Origin of the sequence: Streptomyces sp. NPDC090045 (genome assembly GCF_044747975.1) — a bacterium.
In the GTDB taxonomy this organism is placed as follows: domain Bacteria; phylum Actinomycetota; class Actinomycetes; order Streptomycetales; family Streptomycetaceae; genus Streptomyces.
Window position 1 is genome coordinate 133,843 of record NZ_JBIVFA010000017.1, and the last position, 15,048, is coordinate 148,890.

The window sequence follows — 15,048 nt, forward strand, 5'->3', positions numbered from 1 at the left end:
CGGCTGTGACGGTCCGGGGACGAAAACGCCCTGGGCGGAGCCGGGTCGGCTGGCTACGCTGTGCGGACTTTTGAGCACGGCGGAGCTTCGGGGGAGCCATGGCGGGCATCGAGTACAACAGACCGGAACGGGACGCGCGGACGCGGGCCCAGACCGGTGGGGGTGGGCGGCCGGGGCCGGTTGACCGGCCGGACCGTCCCCGGACCGAGCCGAGGGCCGAGTCCCGGGCCGGGGCGACGGCGGCGCAGCTGGAGTGTCCGAGCTGCCACCGCTCCGACGAGGTGCGGGCCGTCCCCGCCATCTGCGTGAGCGGGCACACCAGGTACCGGGAGGACGCCGACGGCGACCGGAGCGCCGGTGCCCTCGAGGTCGTCCCGCGGCTGGCCGAGGCGCTGGCCGTGGCCCCGCCGCCACCGGTGACGGCCGGGCGGACGGCGCTGGGCGTGCTGCTGGTCCTGGTGTCGATCGGTACGTTCATCGGCGGCGCGCAGGGCGGGCACTGGTTCGCCGACGCGCCCGCGGCCGAGGTGAACCACGGGTCCATGACGCTCTGGGGCGGCGCGACAGGGGCCCCCGCGCCCGAACCCGGGGCCGAGCTCCTGTTCCTGGCCTGGATCTCCGGGTTCGCCCTGCTGGGGGCGGTCCTGCTGATCGTCTCGGCCGTGCGGACCCAACGGGCGTTCCGGGCCCGGACCGCGGCCGGCCGGGACGCCGCCGAGGAGGTCTGGTCCCGCGGCTGGTGCTGCGCACGGTGCGCGGTGGTCCACTTCGGTACCGGGCCGGCGATGACCCTGCAGGAGTTCCGCAGGGAGGTCTGGGGCGCGGGGGGCTACGGAGAGCTGGCCGAAGTGCACCGTGCGACCGGCACGACGGCGGACCCGGCTACTGATCCGCCGCGCGCCGGGCGGTGAGCCGCCGGTCCAGCGTGCGGACCGCCGTGCGGAAGGAGTGGCCCAGGCCCGGCCGGGCGGCGGTCAGGCCGAGGCGGAACGGGGCCGAGCCGTCCGCGGCGAAGGTCCAGCGGACGTGCGTGCCGGAGCCGACCGGCGTCAGCCGCCACTCCTCCAGCAGGGCCCGTACTCCGGGGGCGTTGGTCGTGTCGACCCGGTACGCGTAGCGCTGCTCGGGCTCCGCGGCCATGATCGTCTCCTGGAAGCGCACCCCGCCCATCAGCCTGACCTCGCGGCCCGCGCCGCCGTGCGTGGGCCGGGCCAGGGTCACCGCCCTGAACCAGCTCGGCCAGCCCGCCACTTCCTCGGCCAGCGCCCGGTACACGGCCTCGGGCGGCGCCGCCGCCTCGGTGGCGAAGACCAGCCGGATCGGCGCGTCGTCGATGAAGTCCAGCCCCACCGGACGGAGTCGGCGAGCCATGGCGGTACCCCCTGGGACGAAGGTTCGGGTCTGCGTGGGCGTCACCATAGCCGGGCGGCCCCGAGATGTCCGCCGCGATCTCGCGCGGATTCCCGCCCGGTTCCGACCTCGGTCCCGGCCTCGGTCCCGATCCTGGTTCGGGTCCCGGTGCTTTCACCCCGCGCGGGGGATCCGCGCGGCGCGGGGCCTGGGCACGGGAGGCGGCGCGCGGGATGCTGGAGTCGCGCCGATCCCGCCCCGCGAGCGGAGGCCGCTGTGCCGGACCGACCCACGCCCGACCATCCCCTCGCCCTCGAACTCCTCGTCCACGGAGTCGCCGGCGCCGCCCCCGGCGAGCTGCTCGGCGACCCGCGCACCGTCCGCGTCACCGGAGACTCCACCGCCGCCGTCTTCCGCCGCACCGAGGACGCCGACGCCGAAGCCCACCCCGAGCGGTACGCCGGGCGGCCCGTGCCCGAGGCCTACTGCTGGTCCCGGCTGACCTCAGGCAACGGCGCCCGCGCCCTGTGGCTGCTGCTCCTGCCCTTCATGGTGGCCAACCTCGCCCACTGGGCCCGGCCCGCCACGCCCGCCGCCGCCCCCGCCCCGCGCGCGGTCCGCACGTACGGGGTCCTCGTACGGATCCTCGCGCTCAGCCTGACCGTGCTGCTGATCGCGGCGGCCTGCGAGGTCGCGCTCGACCTGTTCGCCTGGCAGTGCGCGGGCTCCCGCACCTGCACCCGCTCCCGCTCCTGGCTCGGCTTCCTCGCGCCCGGAGGCGGCTGGTGGGCCCAGCCGGGGCGCCGCCTCGCCCTCGGAGCCCTGGTCCCCGCCGCCCTGACCGGGCTGCTCTGGTTCCTGTCGAACCGCACCTGGAGCGCCTACGAGTCCCAGCCGCCGCCCGCCGGATCCGCCGACCCGGACGCCGCCTCCGACACGGCGCCCGCGCTCGGCCGCCCGGGATTCTGGTACGGCCGCCGGATCGTGGCCCGGCTGCGCGCCGCGCACACCGCCGCCGGGCTGCTCACCGTGGCGGTGGCCGTCGCCGTGCCCACCGCCCGCTACGACCGGCGCGCAGCCGCGCCCGCCCTCGAAGCCCTCGGCTGGGCCCTTCAGGCGCTGCTCGCCGCCGGCGCCGTCACCGTGGCCTGGGTCGTCTGCCGGCGCGGCCGCACCGAAGTCCGGGCCGACCACCGGCTGGACCGGGCCGCCGTCACCCTGCTGCCCGGCGCCGCCCTCGCCCTCCTCGCCGCCGTCCTCCTCCACGCCTGCTGGTCGCGCCCCGGCTGGGTCTCCACCGGACGGCTCCCCGGGGACTTCGCCTTCGGCGTGCTCATGCTGGGGCAGGGCTGCTGCGTGCTCGCCCTCGCCGCCGTCGCCCGGTCCCTGCACCGGCGGGCCCCCGATCCGTCGGCCGCCCTGCGCGGCCTCGGCGGGCCGGCCGTCGCCATGCTCGGCTGCGCGCTCGGCGGGGTGATGTCCGGCGGGGTCGCCCAGCGCGTCGCCGACTGGCTGGACGGCGGTGCCACCCCCGGGATGGCCGGCACCCCGCTGCCCGGGCCGCCCGTGCTGCTGTCCTGGCAGGCCGCCGTCTTACCGCCGATGCTCCTCGTGCTGGCCCTGCTCGCCGTCTGGTTCGCGGTGCGCGGTGCCCGCTCCCGGGCCCGGCTCGCCGGTGCCGTGGCCGCCGAGTACCCGGGGGAGGCACCGGACGGGGCCCGCAGCCGCCGGATCGCCGGGGCGCGGACCGCGGCCGCGCTCACCGACTCCGCGCCGTGGTTCGTGGCGGCCGTCTCCGGGATCACCCTGGTCCTCGGCGCGGGCGCCCTCGCCGGAGCCTGGATCAGCGGACAGGTCCCGGGCGAAGCGGCCCGCGGGACCCAGCCGTTGCTGGAAGGCGCCGCCCGCGCCGCCCAGGACGCCGGGTCCTGGCTCATCGGCCTCGGCATCGCCCTCTTCGTCACCTGGGGCCGCCGCGCCTACCGCGACCCCTCCGCCCGCCGGACCATCGGCATCCTGTGGGACGTCGGCACCTTCTGGCCGCGCGCGGCCCACCCCTTCGCGCCGCCCTGCTACGCCGAGCGCGCCGTCCCCGACCTGACCTGGCGGATGGCCGGCTGGACCGGCCGCACCGGCGGCCGCCTGGTGATCTCCGGCCACTCCCAGGGCAGCGTGCTCGCCGCGGCGGCCGTCTGGCAACTCCCGCCGCCCGCCCGCCGCCGGGTCGCCCTGCTCACCTACGGATCCCCGCTCGGCCGCCTCTACGGCCGCTGGTTCCCCGCCTACTTCGGCCCCGGGCCGCTCGCCGCCCTGCACCAGGAGGTCGACTGCTGGCGCAACCTCTGGCGGGCCACCGACCCCATCGGCGGCCCGGCGCTTCCCGGCGCGGGGCAGGACGTGGACCGCGGCCCGCTCGCCGACCCGATCGCCTACGGACGCAGTGCCCGCCACCCGCTGCCCGCGCCGATCCTGGGCCACTCCGACTACCAGGCCGATCCGGCCTTCGCCGCCGAACGCGACGCCCTGCTCGCCCGGCTGGACGCCGCCGCACGGGGCGGGGAGCCCCGCCCGGCGGCAGCGGGGGGAGTACCCGCTCAGCAGGCCCGTCTCAGCAAGGAGCGGGCAGGGCCGGCAGAGCCGGGAGGTCCGCCGGGAACAGCAGGGTGAGCTCGTCCGTACTGGGCTCCGACAGCTGGGCCACCCGGCCCGCGTGCCGCTCCACCATCGACTCGAAGGTCTGGCGCGCGGTGCGGCCGTTGCCGAAGGCCGGACCCTTTGGGAGCTCCGTGAAGTACGTCAACAGGGCCTCGGAGGTGCCCTCCCCGAGCCGGTACTCGTGCTCCTCCGCCTGCTGCTCCACGATCCGCAGCAGCTCCCCGGGCCCGTAGTCGCCGAAGGTGATCGTCCGGGAGAACCGCGAGGCCACACCGGGGTTGACGGTCAGGAAGCGGTCCATCTCCGCCGTGTACCCGGCGACGATCACCACCACCGCGTCCCGGTGGTCCTCCATCAGCTTCACCAGCGTGTCGATCGCCTCGCGCCCGAAGTCCCGGCCCGAGTCCTCCGGGGCCAGCGCGTACGCCTCGTCGATGAACAGCACCCCGCCGCGCGCCCGCTCGAAGGCCTCCTGCGTACGGATGGCCGTGGAACCGATGTGCTCGCCGACCAGGTCCACACGGGACACCTCGACCAGGTGGCCGCGCTCCAGCACCCCCAGGGAGGCGAGGATCTCCCCGTACAGCCGGGCGACCGTGGTCTTGCCCGTGCCGGGGGAGCCGGTGAAGACCAGGTGCCGGCGCACCGAAGCCGCCTTGAGACCCGCCTGCTGCCGCCGCCGGCCCACCTCGATCATGTCGGTGAGCGCGCGCACCTCGCGTTTGACGCTGTCCAGGCCCACCAGTGCGTCGAGCTGGCCCAGCACCTCGCCGGAACCCCGCACACCCGCCGCCGGTCCGCCCTCCGGCCGCTCCGCCGCGGGCCGCGGTACGGCCGCGGGCGCCTGGGCGGGCTGCGGCACGGAGCTCTGCGCCGCCGTGACCGTACGGATTCCCGCCTGCGCGCCCGCGAACCCGCCGCCCGAGGCCGACTGGGCCGCCAGCCGCGGGCCGGACTCGTCGCTCGTGCACTCCTCGGCGAGCGGCCCGTCCTCCGCGAACTCGTAGCCCCCGCGGGCACAGCGCTCGGTGTGGCAGCGGGTCAGCGTGGTGCGGCAGCCGTCCATGACGTGGAAGCCGAAACCGGAACTGCCCGTCACCCGGCAGGCCGTGAAGGTGCCGCGGCCGCCCGCCGACACGTAGAACCCGGCCTCGGCCGGGGAGGCGACCGTGCACCGCTCCAGAGCGGGATCGGCGCCCTTGGTGACGATCACGCCGGTCTGCACGGCGTCGATGGTGCAGTTGGCGAGCGTGCCGCCGCTGCCGTGGTCGCGGAACCAGGCCCCGGTGCCCGCCTCGCGGATCCGGCAGTCGTCGAGCTGCGCGGTCGCCCCGTCGCTCACCGAGACGGCCGTGTTGCGCACCTGCGACAGGTCGCTGTCGACCACGTCGACGCGCGAACCCCGGTCCAGCACGAACAGCGCGTCCGGCACGTCGTGCACCCGGCAGGAATCGAGGGCCACGGTGGCGCCGTCGCTGATCCACACCGCCGGATAGTCGCCCGTGCTGTCGTGGATCTCGCAGGATTCGGCGTCCACCCGGGTGCCCGGGTCCCATACGGACAGCCCGTTGCGGCCGAAGCGGCGGACCGTGGTGCGGCTGAGCGTGAGCACCGAACGGGACCGCAGGTCGACGGCGTTCTCCGGGATGTCGTGGATGTCGCAGCCGGCCAGGGTGAGGACCGCGTCGGTGTCGAGGGTGACCCCGTCGGCCGAGGTGCGGTGCACCGCGCAGTCGGTGAGCCGGGCCGTGGCACGCGCGGCGATCTGCACCCCGGCGCCCTTGACCTCGTACACCTCGCAGCCCAGTGCCTCCAGGCCCGAGCCCTCGCCGGTGACCCCGATGCCCGCGCCCGTGGCGTGGTGGACGCGGCAGCGCTCCAGCCGGGGCCGGCCGCCGCCGCGCACCGAGATGCCGGTCTGCCCGGCGGCCACGACCTCGCACTCCTCGAACACCCCGCCGCCGCCGTCCAGTACGGCGATCCCGACACCGGCCGGGTTCTCCACCGTGCACCGCCGCACGAGGGGCCGGGCCCCGGGGCCGCGCACCTCGATGCCGGCCGCCGAGTGGGTGCTGACCCGCAGATCGGTGAGCTCGGGGCAGCCGTCCTCCACGAGCAGCGCGGGCGCCGCCCGGTCCTGGCCCTCCAGGTACAGGTCCTGGACCACGGCCGAGGCGCGCACGGTCAGCGCGACCCCGTCGAGCGGGGCGATGCGCACCGACCCGACCCCGCCCTCGGGCCCGCGCAGGGTGACGGCGTGGTGCAGCACCAGGTTCTCCCGGTAGGTGCCGGGGGCGACGGTCAGCACGTCCCCGTCTCCCGCGACGGCGAGCGCGGCGGCCAGCGTCGGATATTCACCGGAGCGGCGCCTCCACCGCGAAGACCCGCCGTGCGTCACCTGGACCGTGCCCTGAACCATGGTGCTGTCGTGCCCCCACCCTCGTACTTGCGCTGCCGATGCGACCGAAGCCACTGAAGTCTGAAGCCACCGGAACCACTGAAGTCACCGGATCCGCCGCAGCCGATCCGGGTGGTTCAGAGCCGTTGGGACGGCTGGGGCCACCGAAGCTGCTGGAGCGACCGATCCGGCCGCCCCACCGTAGCGCGCGCGGAGCCGAAGAGGTGCCAGGTCAACTGCCCGCGCCCGCTCGACCCCAGTCCGGTCCGGCAGCCGCCCAGGCCCGGTCCAGACGTATGTACCGCCGATGCACGAGCCTTCGTACGACCAGGCGCCGGACCGTCTCGCCCAGCGCGGCCACCCCGAGCGCCGCGGCCAGCCCGGCCATCCCCGCGTGGAAGGCGGCCGCGGACGGGTCGAGCGGCTGCCCGACCAGCCGGCCGCGCGCGTCGGTCCATATCCGGAACCGGTCGCCGGCGCGCGGCGGTTCCTCCGCGGCCGGCACGGTGCCCTCGTGGCTGCTGCCGTCCGGCGCGGTCCACGCGGCCACGATCTGCGTACGGCGCGGGGCGCTCCGCTGCGCCGACGCGTCGGCGGACACCTCCGCCGTCGGCTCCGGCGCCGGCCGGACCACCACGGCCGGCACGAGATGACGCTCCTGCCGCTGCTCCTGCGCGGCCTGCTGCAGGGTGCCGTCCACCCGCAGGCCCGCGACCCATCCGATGGCCGGAGCCACCACGATCACGCACACCAGCGCGGCGAACGCCACCCACGCCTCGAAGAGATCGGTCGGCCGGCGCAGCGGATTGCGCCGCCAACGCCACACACCCATTGCTGTCCGCACGGTCCGGCTCCCCCAACTTGTGCCAGTCTCCCTCTGCCCACGTGTCCTGACTGCTCCAACGGCGTGGTCGTGCCCGTTGGTTCCAGCGAGGATGCGGAGCCCCCCGAAGGTGTCATTCCGAGCCGGCTGGTCAGTGCCGGGGCGTCATTCACCCTCTTCGGATCATTTGCGTCATTCCAGGACGCGCACCTCGTCGCCGACGCGCACCGTGCCGAGCCGCACCGGCACCAGGAGCCGCCCGAAGGCCAGCGACTTGCCGATCCGCCGGTGCTTCCCCAGGGTCTTCAGCGGTTCCCTGCCCCGCTCCGCCGTCGCCTGGTCGGTGGTGGTGACGACGCACCGGCCGCATTCCCGTGCCCCGCGGAAGACGGCGTCGCCGATCGCGATGCGCCGCCAGCCGTCCTCCGCCCACGCCTCGGCGCCGGATACCACCACATTGGGGCGGAAACGGTTCATGGGCAGCGGACCCTCCTCGGGATGGTCCCCCTGCGCGATCAGAGAGTTGAGCGCGTCCAGCGAGGCGAGGGTGGCGATCAGCAGCGGGTAGCCGTCGGCCAGGCTCACCATCTCGCCGGGCAGTGCGTAGTCCGGATCCACGGGACGGCGGACGGACGGATCATCCAGATGTACCAGCCGCACCGGCTCCTGCAGGTACGCGCTGAACCAGTCGGCCGCGGCGTTCGGCGCGACGACGGTCTCGACCTTCTTCCCGAACAGGACGACCGGCTCCAGCGGACCCGGCTCGGGCACCTCCACGACCAGCTCCGCCATGCCCGGCGCGGTCACCGCGATCCGGCCGCCGGCCATCGGACGGGCCGCCGCCAAGGCCAGCTGCGGATGACGGCGTTGGGTGATGACCGTGCCCCCGGTGTCGACCAGCGCCCACCGCCGGTCTCCGGACAGCCCCCAGGGCTCCACGGCCGCCTCGTCGGGAGCGGTACCCGCCAGCGATTTGACGGGATGGACGTGGAGCGCCTGGACGTGCAAGTTCGACATGGGGGAATACTGCCAGCCCCTCCGCTGTCCCGGCGCCTGTCGGTGGCCCGGTCAGTAACCCCGCCCCTGGTACTGGCGGCCGTACGGGTCCTCGTACGAGGCGGCCGGCACCGGCGCGGGCACCTGCATCGGACGCGGAGCGGCCGGGCGCATCGCCTCGTACCCGGTGGCCATGGCGGCCGGGCGGGGCTGCTGCGGCTGGGGCTGCGGCACGTATCCGGTACGCGCCGGAACCGGCTGCTGCTGCGGGATGTACGGGGCGGGCGCGTGCTGCAGCGGCATCGGCTGTGGGGCGGCCTGCTGCTGGTACGGGTAGCCGTAGGCCGGAGCCTGCTGTTGCTGAGGGGCGGCCGGCGGCAGCGCGGGCAGCGCCGACGCCAGGGCCGGCAGGTACCCGCCGCTCGAATATCCGGCACTCGGAGACTCGTAGGCGGCCGGAACGCGGATCGGGGCGATCTGCGGGGTGCCGCGTTCGGCGACGAGGGAGTCGTAGATGGGGGTGTCCGGGAAGGAGGGCGCGGAGTAGTAACCGCCGCCATAAGTGGAGCGGGGGGAGGTCATGGGACCTAAGTTAAGCCCACGACTTCACCGGGTCCATAGCGAGGTGCCGTCAACACCGCCCTGACCTGCATCTTCGCAGGTCAGGGCCTCACCTTTCACTTGACGTTCACGTGCACGATTCGTCACTTCCACCCCACCTTGTTCCTACTCGTGCCCACCGGTTGGGTGTTGCACCGACTTCGTGCTGACGCAGCGTCACAACGCGGTGACCTCGGATGACTCGGCTTCGGCCGACGGTTCGTCGTTTCAGGCGTCGCTCGGACGGGCATAGGTTCGGCCCTTCCAGGACGCGCCGCGACCCCGGTAGTGCTGAACGGCCGAGTCGACGGTCATCAGGAGGTACAGCAGGGCCGTGAGCGGAAGCAGCGGCGCGAGCACGGCGGGCTGCCCGTAGTAGCGCAGCATCGGCAGGTACGTGCCGGCCATCAGGAGCCAGGCGAGGCCCCCGGCCCAGGCGACGGCGGGGTGTCCCGTCGCGAGCCCCGTCAGGAGGGCGGCCGGGGGCACGAGGTAGACGAGCACCAGCCCGGCGACCGTCCCGGCCAGCAGGAGGGGCTGGTGGCGCAGTTGCGCGTAGGCGCTGCGCGAGACCATCCGCCACAGGTCGGCGAGCGCCGGGTACGGGCGCACGCTGTCCACCCGCTCGGCCAGTCCGAGCCAGATCCGGCCGCCGGAGCGGTGGACCGCGCGGGCGAGGGAGACGTCGTCGATGACCGCCTGCCGGATGGAGTCGGGGATCCCCGCGCGCACGGCGGCCTCGGTGCGCAGCAGCACGCAGCCGCCGGCGGCGGCCGCGGTCCGGGCGGAGGGTCGGTTGATCCGGCGGAAGGGGTACAGCTGGGCGAAGAAGTACACGAAGGCCGGTACGACGAGCCTTTCCCAGAAGCCGGCCACGCGCAGACGGGCCATCTGCGAGACCAGGTCGAGGTCGGCGGAGGTCGCGGCGGCGACGAGTTCGCGCAGGCTGTCGGGCTCGTGCGCGATGTCGGCGTCGGTGAGGAGGAGGAAGTCGGGCTCGGTGGCGCGCGCGGTGCGGGCCAGCGAGATGCCGTGGCGCAGCGCCCAGAGCTTGCCGGTCCAGCCGGGGGCGGGGTCGCCGGGGGAGACGACGGTGAGCGGGAGCCCCGGCTGCCCGGCCGCGAGCCGGAGCGCGAGGCCGCCGGTGCCGTCGGTACTGCCGTCGTCGACGAGGACCACCTCCGCCTCGCCGGGGTAGTCCTGGGCGAGGAGCGAGGGCAGGCTCAGCGGCAGTACCCCGGCCTCGTCCCGGGCGGGGACGACGATCGCGACGGACGGCCAGTGGGTGGGGGCGGTGCGCGGGGGGAGGCGGACGTCGGTCCGCCAGAACATGCCCTGGGCGAGGGTGAGCCAGAGCCAGGCGGCGAGGGAGGCGTAGGCCGCGCAGGCGGCGGTGAAGAGGCCCATGGCGGCAGTGTGCCGGGCCCCGGCGGACGTGTCGCGCATCGACCGCCCCCGGGTGCGGCGGCCCTCGCCGGGCGGGCAGACGGACGGGCCCGGGCTGTCGACCGTCCCTGGCCGGGCCCGCCTGGGCCGCTGGCCCGCAGCCCTTAGCGCGCGGCGCGTGCGGTCATGGGGCCGCGGCGGCCGGGGTGCCGGGTGGCCCCTGGGGCCGCGGTGGACGGGGGCGCCAGGTGGGACTGCGTCGCCGCGGCTGGCTGGGGGGCAGGTGGGCCTGTGGGTGTGGGCGGTGAGGTTGCCGGGTGGGCCTGTGGGTGCGGACGTTGGGGACGCCCGAGGGGGCTGCGGGTGCGGAGGTCAAGGACGCCCGGTGGGCCTGCGGATCCGGACGGCGAGGGTGCCGGGTGGCCCTGTGGGTGCCGGTGACGAGGGTGCTGGGTGGGCCTGCGGATTCGGACGGCGCGGATGTCGGATGGTCCTGCGGGTGGGGGCGGCGAGGATGTCGGGTGGCCCTGTGGGTGCGGACGTCGGGGACGCCCGGAGGGCCTGCGGATCCGGGCGGCGAGGCTGCCGGGTGGGCCTGCGGATTCGGACGGCGAGGGTGTCGGGTGGCCCTGTGGGTGTCGGCGGAGAGGGTGTCCGGTGGGTCTGTGGGTGGGGAGGTCGGGGGTGGGGTGTTGGCCGTGGGACGTCCGGGTGGGGGGAGGGTCGACTAAGGTGGCCCGGTGAAGATCGCGCTCATGGACTCCGGAATCGGCCTCCTCGCGGCGGCCGCGGCGGTGCGCCGGCTGCGGCCGGACGCGGACCTGGTCCTGTCCTCGGACCCCGACGGGATGCCCTGGGGCCCCCGGACCCCCGCCGACCTCACCGAGCGGGCGCTCGCCGTCGCACGGGCCGCTGCCGCGCTTCGCCCGGACGCGCTGATCGTGGCCTGCAACACCGCCACCGTGCACGCCCTGGACACCCTGCGCGCGGAGCTGGAGCCCGGCATCCCCGTCATCGGGACGGTACCGGCGATCAAGCCCGCCGCGGCGGCCGGAGGCCGCGTCGCGATCTGGGCCACCCCCGCCACCACCGGCAGCGCCTACCAGCGCGGGCTGATCCGTGACTTCGCCGACGGGGCCCGGGTCACCGAGGTGCCCTGCCCCGGGCTCGCCGACGCCGTGGAGGCAGCCGACGACGCCGCCGTGGCGGACACCGTGGCCGCGGCGGCCGCGCTGACCCCGGCCGATGTCACCGACGTGGTGCTCGGCTGCACGCACTACGAACTGGTCGACGGCGCCATCAGGGCCGCCCTCGCCGCGCGGACGGGGGGAGCCGAGCCGGTCTACCACGGCTCCGCCGAGGCCGTCGCCGTCCAGGCGCTGCGCCGCCTCGGCTCCCGGCCCGAGCCCGCTCTGCCCCGTACGGGCGGACTGACCGTACTGCGCAGTGGGCGCGAGGGGTCCCTGCCGGCCGCCGCGCTCGCATACGCGGAGGGCCGGCTGCTGGCGGGCCGGGGTGCGCCCGTCGGCTGACAGCCGACGACTGCCGACTGACGAGAGAAGCGAGACGCAACGTCTTGCGCGAAGCGTGGGCGGCGTCTACCGTTGCGGGTGTAGCGAGACGAAACGGTTCGTCTCGTGAAGGAAGGAATCGCCCTTGCGTGCTCCACTCGCCTCCACCCAGATCGTCCTGTCCGAGGTCACCAAGAGCTACGACGCCCGTGTCGTCCTGGACCGCGTGAGCTGTACGGTCCGGCCCGGCGAGCGGGTCGGCGTCGTCGGTGACAACGGCTCCGGCAAGTCCACCCTGCTCCGCCTCCTCGCGGGGCGGGAACGGCCCGACCGCGGCGAGGTCACCGTCACCGCCCCCGGCGGCGTCGGGTACCTCGCGCAGACCCTCGACCTCCCGCCCTCCGCCCGCGCCGGTGACGCGGTCGACCTCGCCCTCGCCGACCTGCGCGCCCTCGAACGCCGGATCCGCGCCGCCGAAGCCCGCCTGCACCGGGCCGGGCCCGAGGAACTCGCCGCGTACGGGGACCTCCTCGCCGCCTACGAGGCCCGCGGCGGACGCGACGCCGAACGCCGCGTCGCGACCACCCTGAACCACCTCGGCGAACGCCACGCGCTCGACCCGGACCGCCGGCTCGGCACGCTCTCCGGCGGTCAGCGCTCCCGGCTCGCGCTCGCGGCGGCCCTCGCCGCCGAACCGGAGCTGCTGCTGCTCGACGAACCGACCAACGACCTCGACGACGAAGCGGTCGGCTGGCTGGAGGAGCACCTGCGCGCCCACCCCGGAACGGTCGTCGCCGTCACCCACGACCGGCTCTTCCTCGACCGCGTCACGACCGCCATTCTGGAAGTGGACCAGGACCGCAAGGCGGTCCGCCGCTACGGCAACGGCTACGCCGGGTTCCTGACCGCCCGCGCCGCCGAACGCGCCCGCTGGGGGAGGGAGTACGAAGAGTGGCGCGAGGAGGTCCGCGGCGCGGAGCGGCTCGCCGACACCAATATCGAACGGTTCGCCGCCATCCCGCGCAAGCTGCCCCGCGGCTTCAGCGGAGCCGGCGCCTTCCGGGCCCGCTCCCGGACCCACGGCGCCGCCGGCCGCGTCCGGGCCGCCCGCGAACGGCTGCACCGGCTGACCGGAAACCCCGTTCCGCCGCCCCCGCAGCCGCTCGTCTTCACCGGCCGGTTCACCGAAGGGGCCGACGGCGCGGTGGAGTTGGCCGGCGCGGCCGTGCCGGGGCGGCTCGAACCCGTCTCGCTCACGCTCGCCCCCGGGGAGCGGCTCCTGCTCACCGGACCCAACGGGACCGGAAAATCAACCCTGTTGCACCTGCTCGCCGGTGAACTGGAGCCAGCTCAGGGCCTCGTGCGCACGCCCCCGCGCGTGGGACTGCTCCGGCAGGGCGACCGATGGGCCCGCGAACCCCGGTCAACAGTGGAGGTGTTCGGCGAGCAGTACGCCGAGCAGGTCGCCCGGCACGGCCTGCTCACCCCGGACGACCTCGTCCGTCCGGTACGCCTCCTCTCGGCCGGCCAGCGCCGCAAGCTGGAGCTCGCCCGGCTGGTGGGCCGCCCCCTCGACCTGCTGCTCCTGGACGAGCCGACCAACCACCTGGCCCCGGCCGTGGTGGAGGAACTGGAGGCGGCCCTGGCCCACTTCGGCGGGACCCTGGTCCTGGTCACGCACGACCGGCGGCTGCGCGCGGCCTTCCGGGGGCGGTGCCTGGAGCTTCAGCGGGAGCCGGCGACCGGCCGGCCGGCCGCCGCGAGCCGCTGAGCCAGCTCCCGCAAGCCGTCCGCGTCCAGGACCCGGTCCCCGAACCCGGGCAGCGGCACGTGCAGCGCGGCCGTCCAGGCCTCCGGGATCGCCCCCTGTCCGTGCCGGGCCCCGGCCAGGGCCCCCGTCACGGCGGCCACCGTGTCGGTGTCGCCACCGAGGTCCACCGCGGCCCGTACGGCGTCGGCGAACCCGGTGGTGGTGCGCAGCGCCCACACCGCGGAGCCCAGGCAGGGCCACACCGCACCGTTGAACTCGGTGGCCATCCCGGGATGCCAGTCGGGGGCGAGCACGCGGCCGTACCGCTCGCGGTGGTCCGGGTGCACCGCGGCGAGCGTCTCCGGGAGGGCGGCGAGCGGATCGGCGCCGTCCAGGGCGACGCGGACGAGCTCGTGCAGGACCGCCGTTCCCTCCCAGGCGGCCCGGTCGCCGTGCGTCAGCGCCGCGATCCGGCGCGCGGCGTCCATGCTCCGCTCCCGCCCGGCGGCGGCGAAGTACACGGCCGAGGTGGCGGCGCGCATGAGGGAACCGTTGCCCGCGGCACGGATGTTGACCTGGAAGTGCAGGGCGGCGGCGCGGTCCCACGGCTCGCCGTTCGTCAGCACGTCCTCCGTCTGGAGGCCGATGTCCTTGGGCTGCCCGGCCGCCCATTGCTGGAACCGGGCGAAGACGTCGGGGAGTTCGAGGCCGCCCCGCTCCAGCAGGGACTCGCCGACCAGCACGGCCATCTGGGTGTCGTCGGTCGCCTCGCCCGGATCCCAGCCGCCGCCCCCGCGCATCTCCTCCCCGCGCGCGGTCAGTTGTCCCTCCGGGCCGAACTCGTACGGCGCGCCGAGCGCGTCGCCCGCCGCCGATCCCAGGACGGCTCCGACGGCGCGGTCGAGGCGTGTGATCAAGGTGTCTCCTCGGGGCATACGGCGGCCAGCAGGCCGCGGGCGAAACGGTCGAGGTCGTCCAGGCCGGCCGCCGCCAGGGTGGCGGGACCACCGGACAGCAGCGGGGGGATGGCGCCGTGCAGCGCGAGGGTGAGGGCGCGGGCCTGCTCCGGCCCGGCCGGCAGCCCGGCCGCGCGCAGCAGGTGCGCGTGCGCGGCGAAGTCCGCCGCGGCGATCGGGTCCAGCAGCGCGGCCAGCCACGGCCGGCGCGTCCCCTCGGTCTGGAGCTCCAGGTACGCGAGGACGCGCGGCCGGCCCGGCCCGGCGACGTTCCGCAGCAGCCCGGCGAGCAGTGCCGCGAGCTGCGCTGCGTCGGAGGGCCCCGGCCCGGCCCCGGCCAGGGAGGCGGCCACCGCCCGGTATTGCTCCGCGCAGCGTTCGGCGACGGCCCGCAGCAGGGCGTCCCGGGTCGGGAAGTAGTTCTTGGCCGTGCCCGTGGGCACGGCGGCGGCCGCGTCGACGGCCCGGTGCGTCAGCCCGCGCCCGCCCGCTTCGGCCAGCACGGCGACGGCCGCGTCCCGCAGCCGGTCCCTCCGGTCCTGATTCACGTTGCCACCCTAACCACTTCCGTGGTACCACAAGTGTAGTACCACGGATGTGGTGGTCGATCGGGATGCAGGTGA

General features: G+C 75.6%; 12 protein-coding genes. 4 read left to right on the forward strand and 8 right to left on the reverse strand.

The window, feature by feature from the left end:
- Positions 1-98: 98 nt before the first annotated feature.
- Positions 99-911 (forward strand): hypothetical protein, encoded by an 813-nt coding sequence (locus tag ACIPYQ_RS34630; RefSeq protein WP_401258079.1) that lies wholly within the window; start codon positions 99-101, stop codon positions 909-911.
- Here the strand turns inward: ACIPYQ_RS34630 and ACIPYQ_RS34635 are convergent.
- Positions 883-1,371 carry an SRPBCC family protein gene (locus ACIPYQ_RS34635; protein WP_401258081.1) on the reverse strand — a complete coding sequence of 163 codons (489 nt, stop codon included), beginning with the start codon at positions 1,369-1,371 and terminating at the stop codon, positions 883-885. The genes ACIPYQ_RS34630 and ACIPYQ_RS34635 overlap by 29 nt on opposite strands.
- A 255-nt stretch (positions 1,372-1,626) precedes the next feature.
- Between ACIPYQ_RS34635 and ACIPYQ_RS34640 the strand changes: the two genes are divergently transcribed.
- Entirely contained in the window at positions 1,627-4,017 is a 2,391-nt protein-coding gene (locus tag ACIPYQ_RS34640) for a hypothetical protein (protein WP_401258082.1), read from the forward strand.
- Here ACIPYQ_RS34640 and ACIPYQ_RS34645 read toward each other — a convergent pair.
- The 5 genes from ACIPYQ_RS34645 to ACIPYQ_RS34665 form a co-directional block, all read right to left on the reverse strand.
- Positions 3,959-6,424 carry a right-handed parallel beta-helix repeat-containing protein gene (locus tag ACIPYQ_RS34645; protein ID WP_401258084.1) on the reverse strand — a complete coding sequence of 822 codons (2,466 nt, stop codon included), beginning with the start codon at positions 6,422-6,424 and terminating at the stop codon, positions 3,959-3,961. The two genes, ACIPYQ_RS34640 and ACIPYQ_RS34645, sit on opposite strands and share 59 nt — an antisense overlap.
- Before the next feature lie 211 nt (positions 6,425-6,635).
- Positions 6,636-7,247 carry a hypothetical protein gene (locus ACIPYQ_RS34650; RefSeq protein ID WP_401258085.1) on the reverse strand — a complete coding sequence of 204 codons (612 nt, stop codon included), beginning with the start codon at positions 7,245-7,247 and terminating at the stop codon, positions 6,636-6,638.
- Between the two features lie 171 nt (positions 7,248-7,418).
- Positions 7,419-8,243 (reverse strand): MOSC domain-containing protein, encoded by an 825-nt coding sequence (locus ACIPYQ_RS34655; RefSeq protein WP_401258086.1) that lies wholly within the window; start codon positions 8,241-8,243, stop codon positions 7,419-7,421.
- A gap of 51 nt (positions 8,244-8,294) precedes the next feature.
- Entirely contained in the window at positions 8,295-8,804 is a 510-nt protein-coding gene (locus ACIPYQ_RS34660) for a DUF6643 family protein (RefSeq protein ID WP_361755388.1), read from the reverse strand.
- Between the two features lie 246 nt (positions 8,805-9,050).
- On the reverse strand, positions 9,051-10,229 hold the full coding sequence (locus ACIPYQ_RS34665) for a glycosyltransferase (protein WP_401258136.1): 1,179 nt from the start codon (positions 10,227-10,229) through the stop codon (positions 9,051-9,053).
- 719 nt (positions 10,230-10,948) lie between these two features.
- Here ACIPYQ_RS34665 and ACIPYQ_RS34670 point away from each other — a divergent pair.
- Complete coding sequence (locus tag ACIPYQ_RS34670; RefSeq protein WP_401258088.1) at positions 10,949-11,740, forward strand: glutamate racemase; 792 nt, start codon at positions 10,949-10,951, stop codon at positions 11,738-11,740.
- Positions 11,741-11,864: 124 nt separating this feature from the next.
- On the forward strand, positions 11,865-13,490 hold the full coding sequence (locus ACIPYQ_RS34675; RefSeq protein ID WP_401258090.1) for an ABC-F family ATP-binding cassette domain-containing protein: 1,626 nt from the start codon (positions 11,865-11,867) through the stop codon (positions 13,488-13,490).
- Here ACIPYQ_RS34675 and ACIPYQ_RS34680 read toward each other — a convergent pair.
- Both ACIPYQ_RS34680 and ACIPYQ_RS34685 read right to left on the reverse strand, forming a co-directional pair.
- Positions 13,445-14,383 (reverse strand): ADP-ribosylglycohydrolase family protein, encoded by a 939-nt coding sequence (locus tag ACIPYQ_RS34680; protein ID WP_401258138.1) that lies wholly within the window; start codon positions 14,381-14,383, stop codon positions 13,445-13,447. The genes ACIPYQ_RS34675 and ACIPYQ_RS34680 overlap by 46 nt on opposite strands.
- Positions 14,383-14,973: a TetR/AcrR family transcriptional regulator gene (locus ACIPYQ_RS34685; RefSeq protein ID WP_401258092.1), complete on the reverse strand. Its 591-nt coding sequence runs from the start codon at positions 14,971-14,973 to the stop codon at positions 14,383-14,385. The genes ACIPYQ_RS34680 and ACIPYQ_RS34685 overlap by 1 nt, the downstream gene beginning before the upstream one ends.
- Between the last annotated feature and the right edge of the window lie 75 nt (positions 14,974-15,048).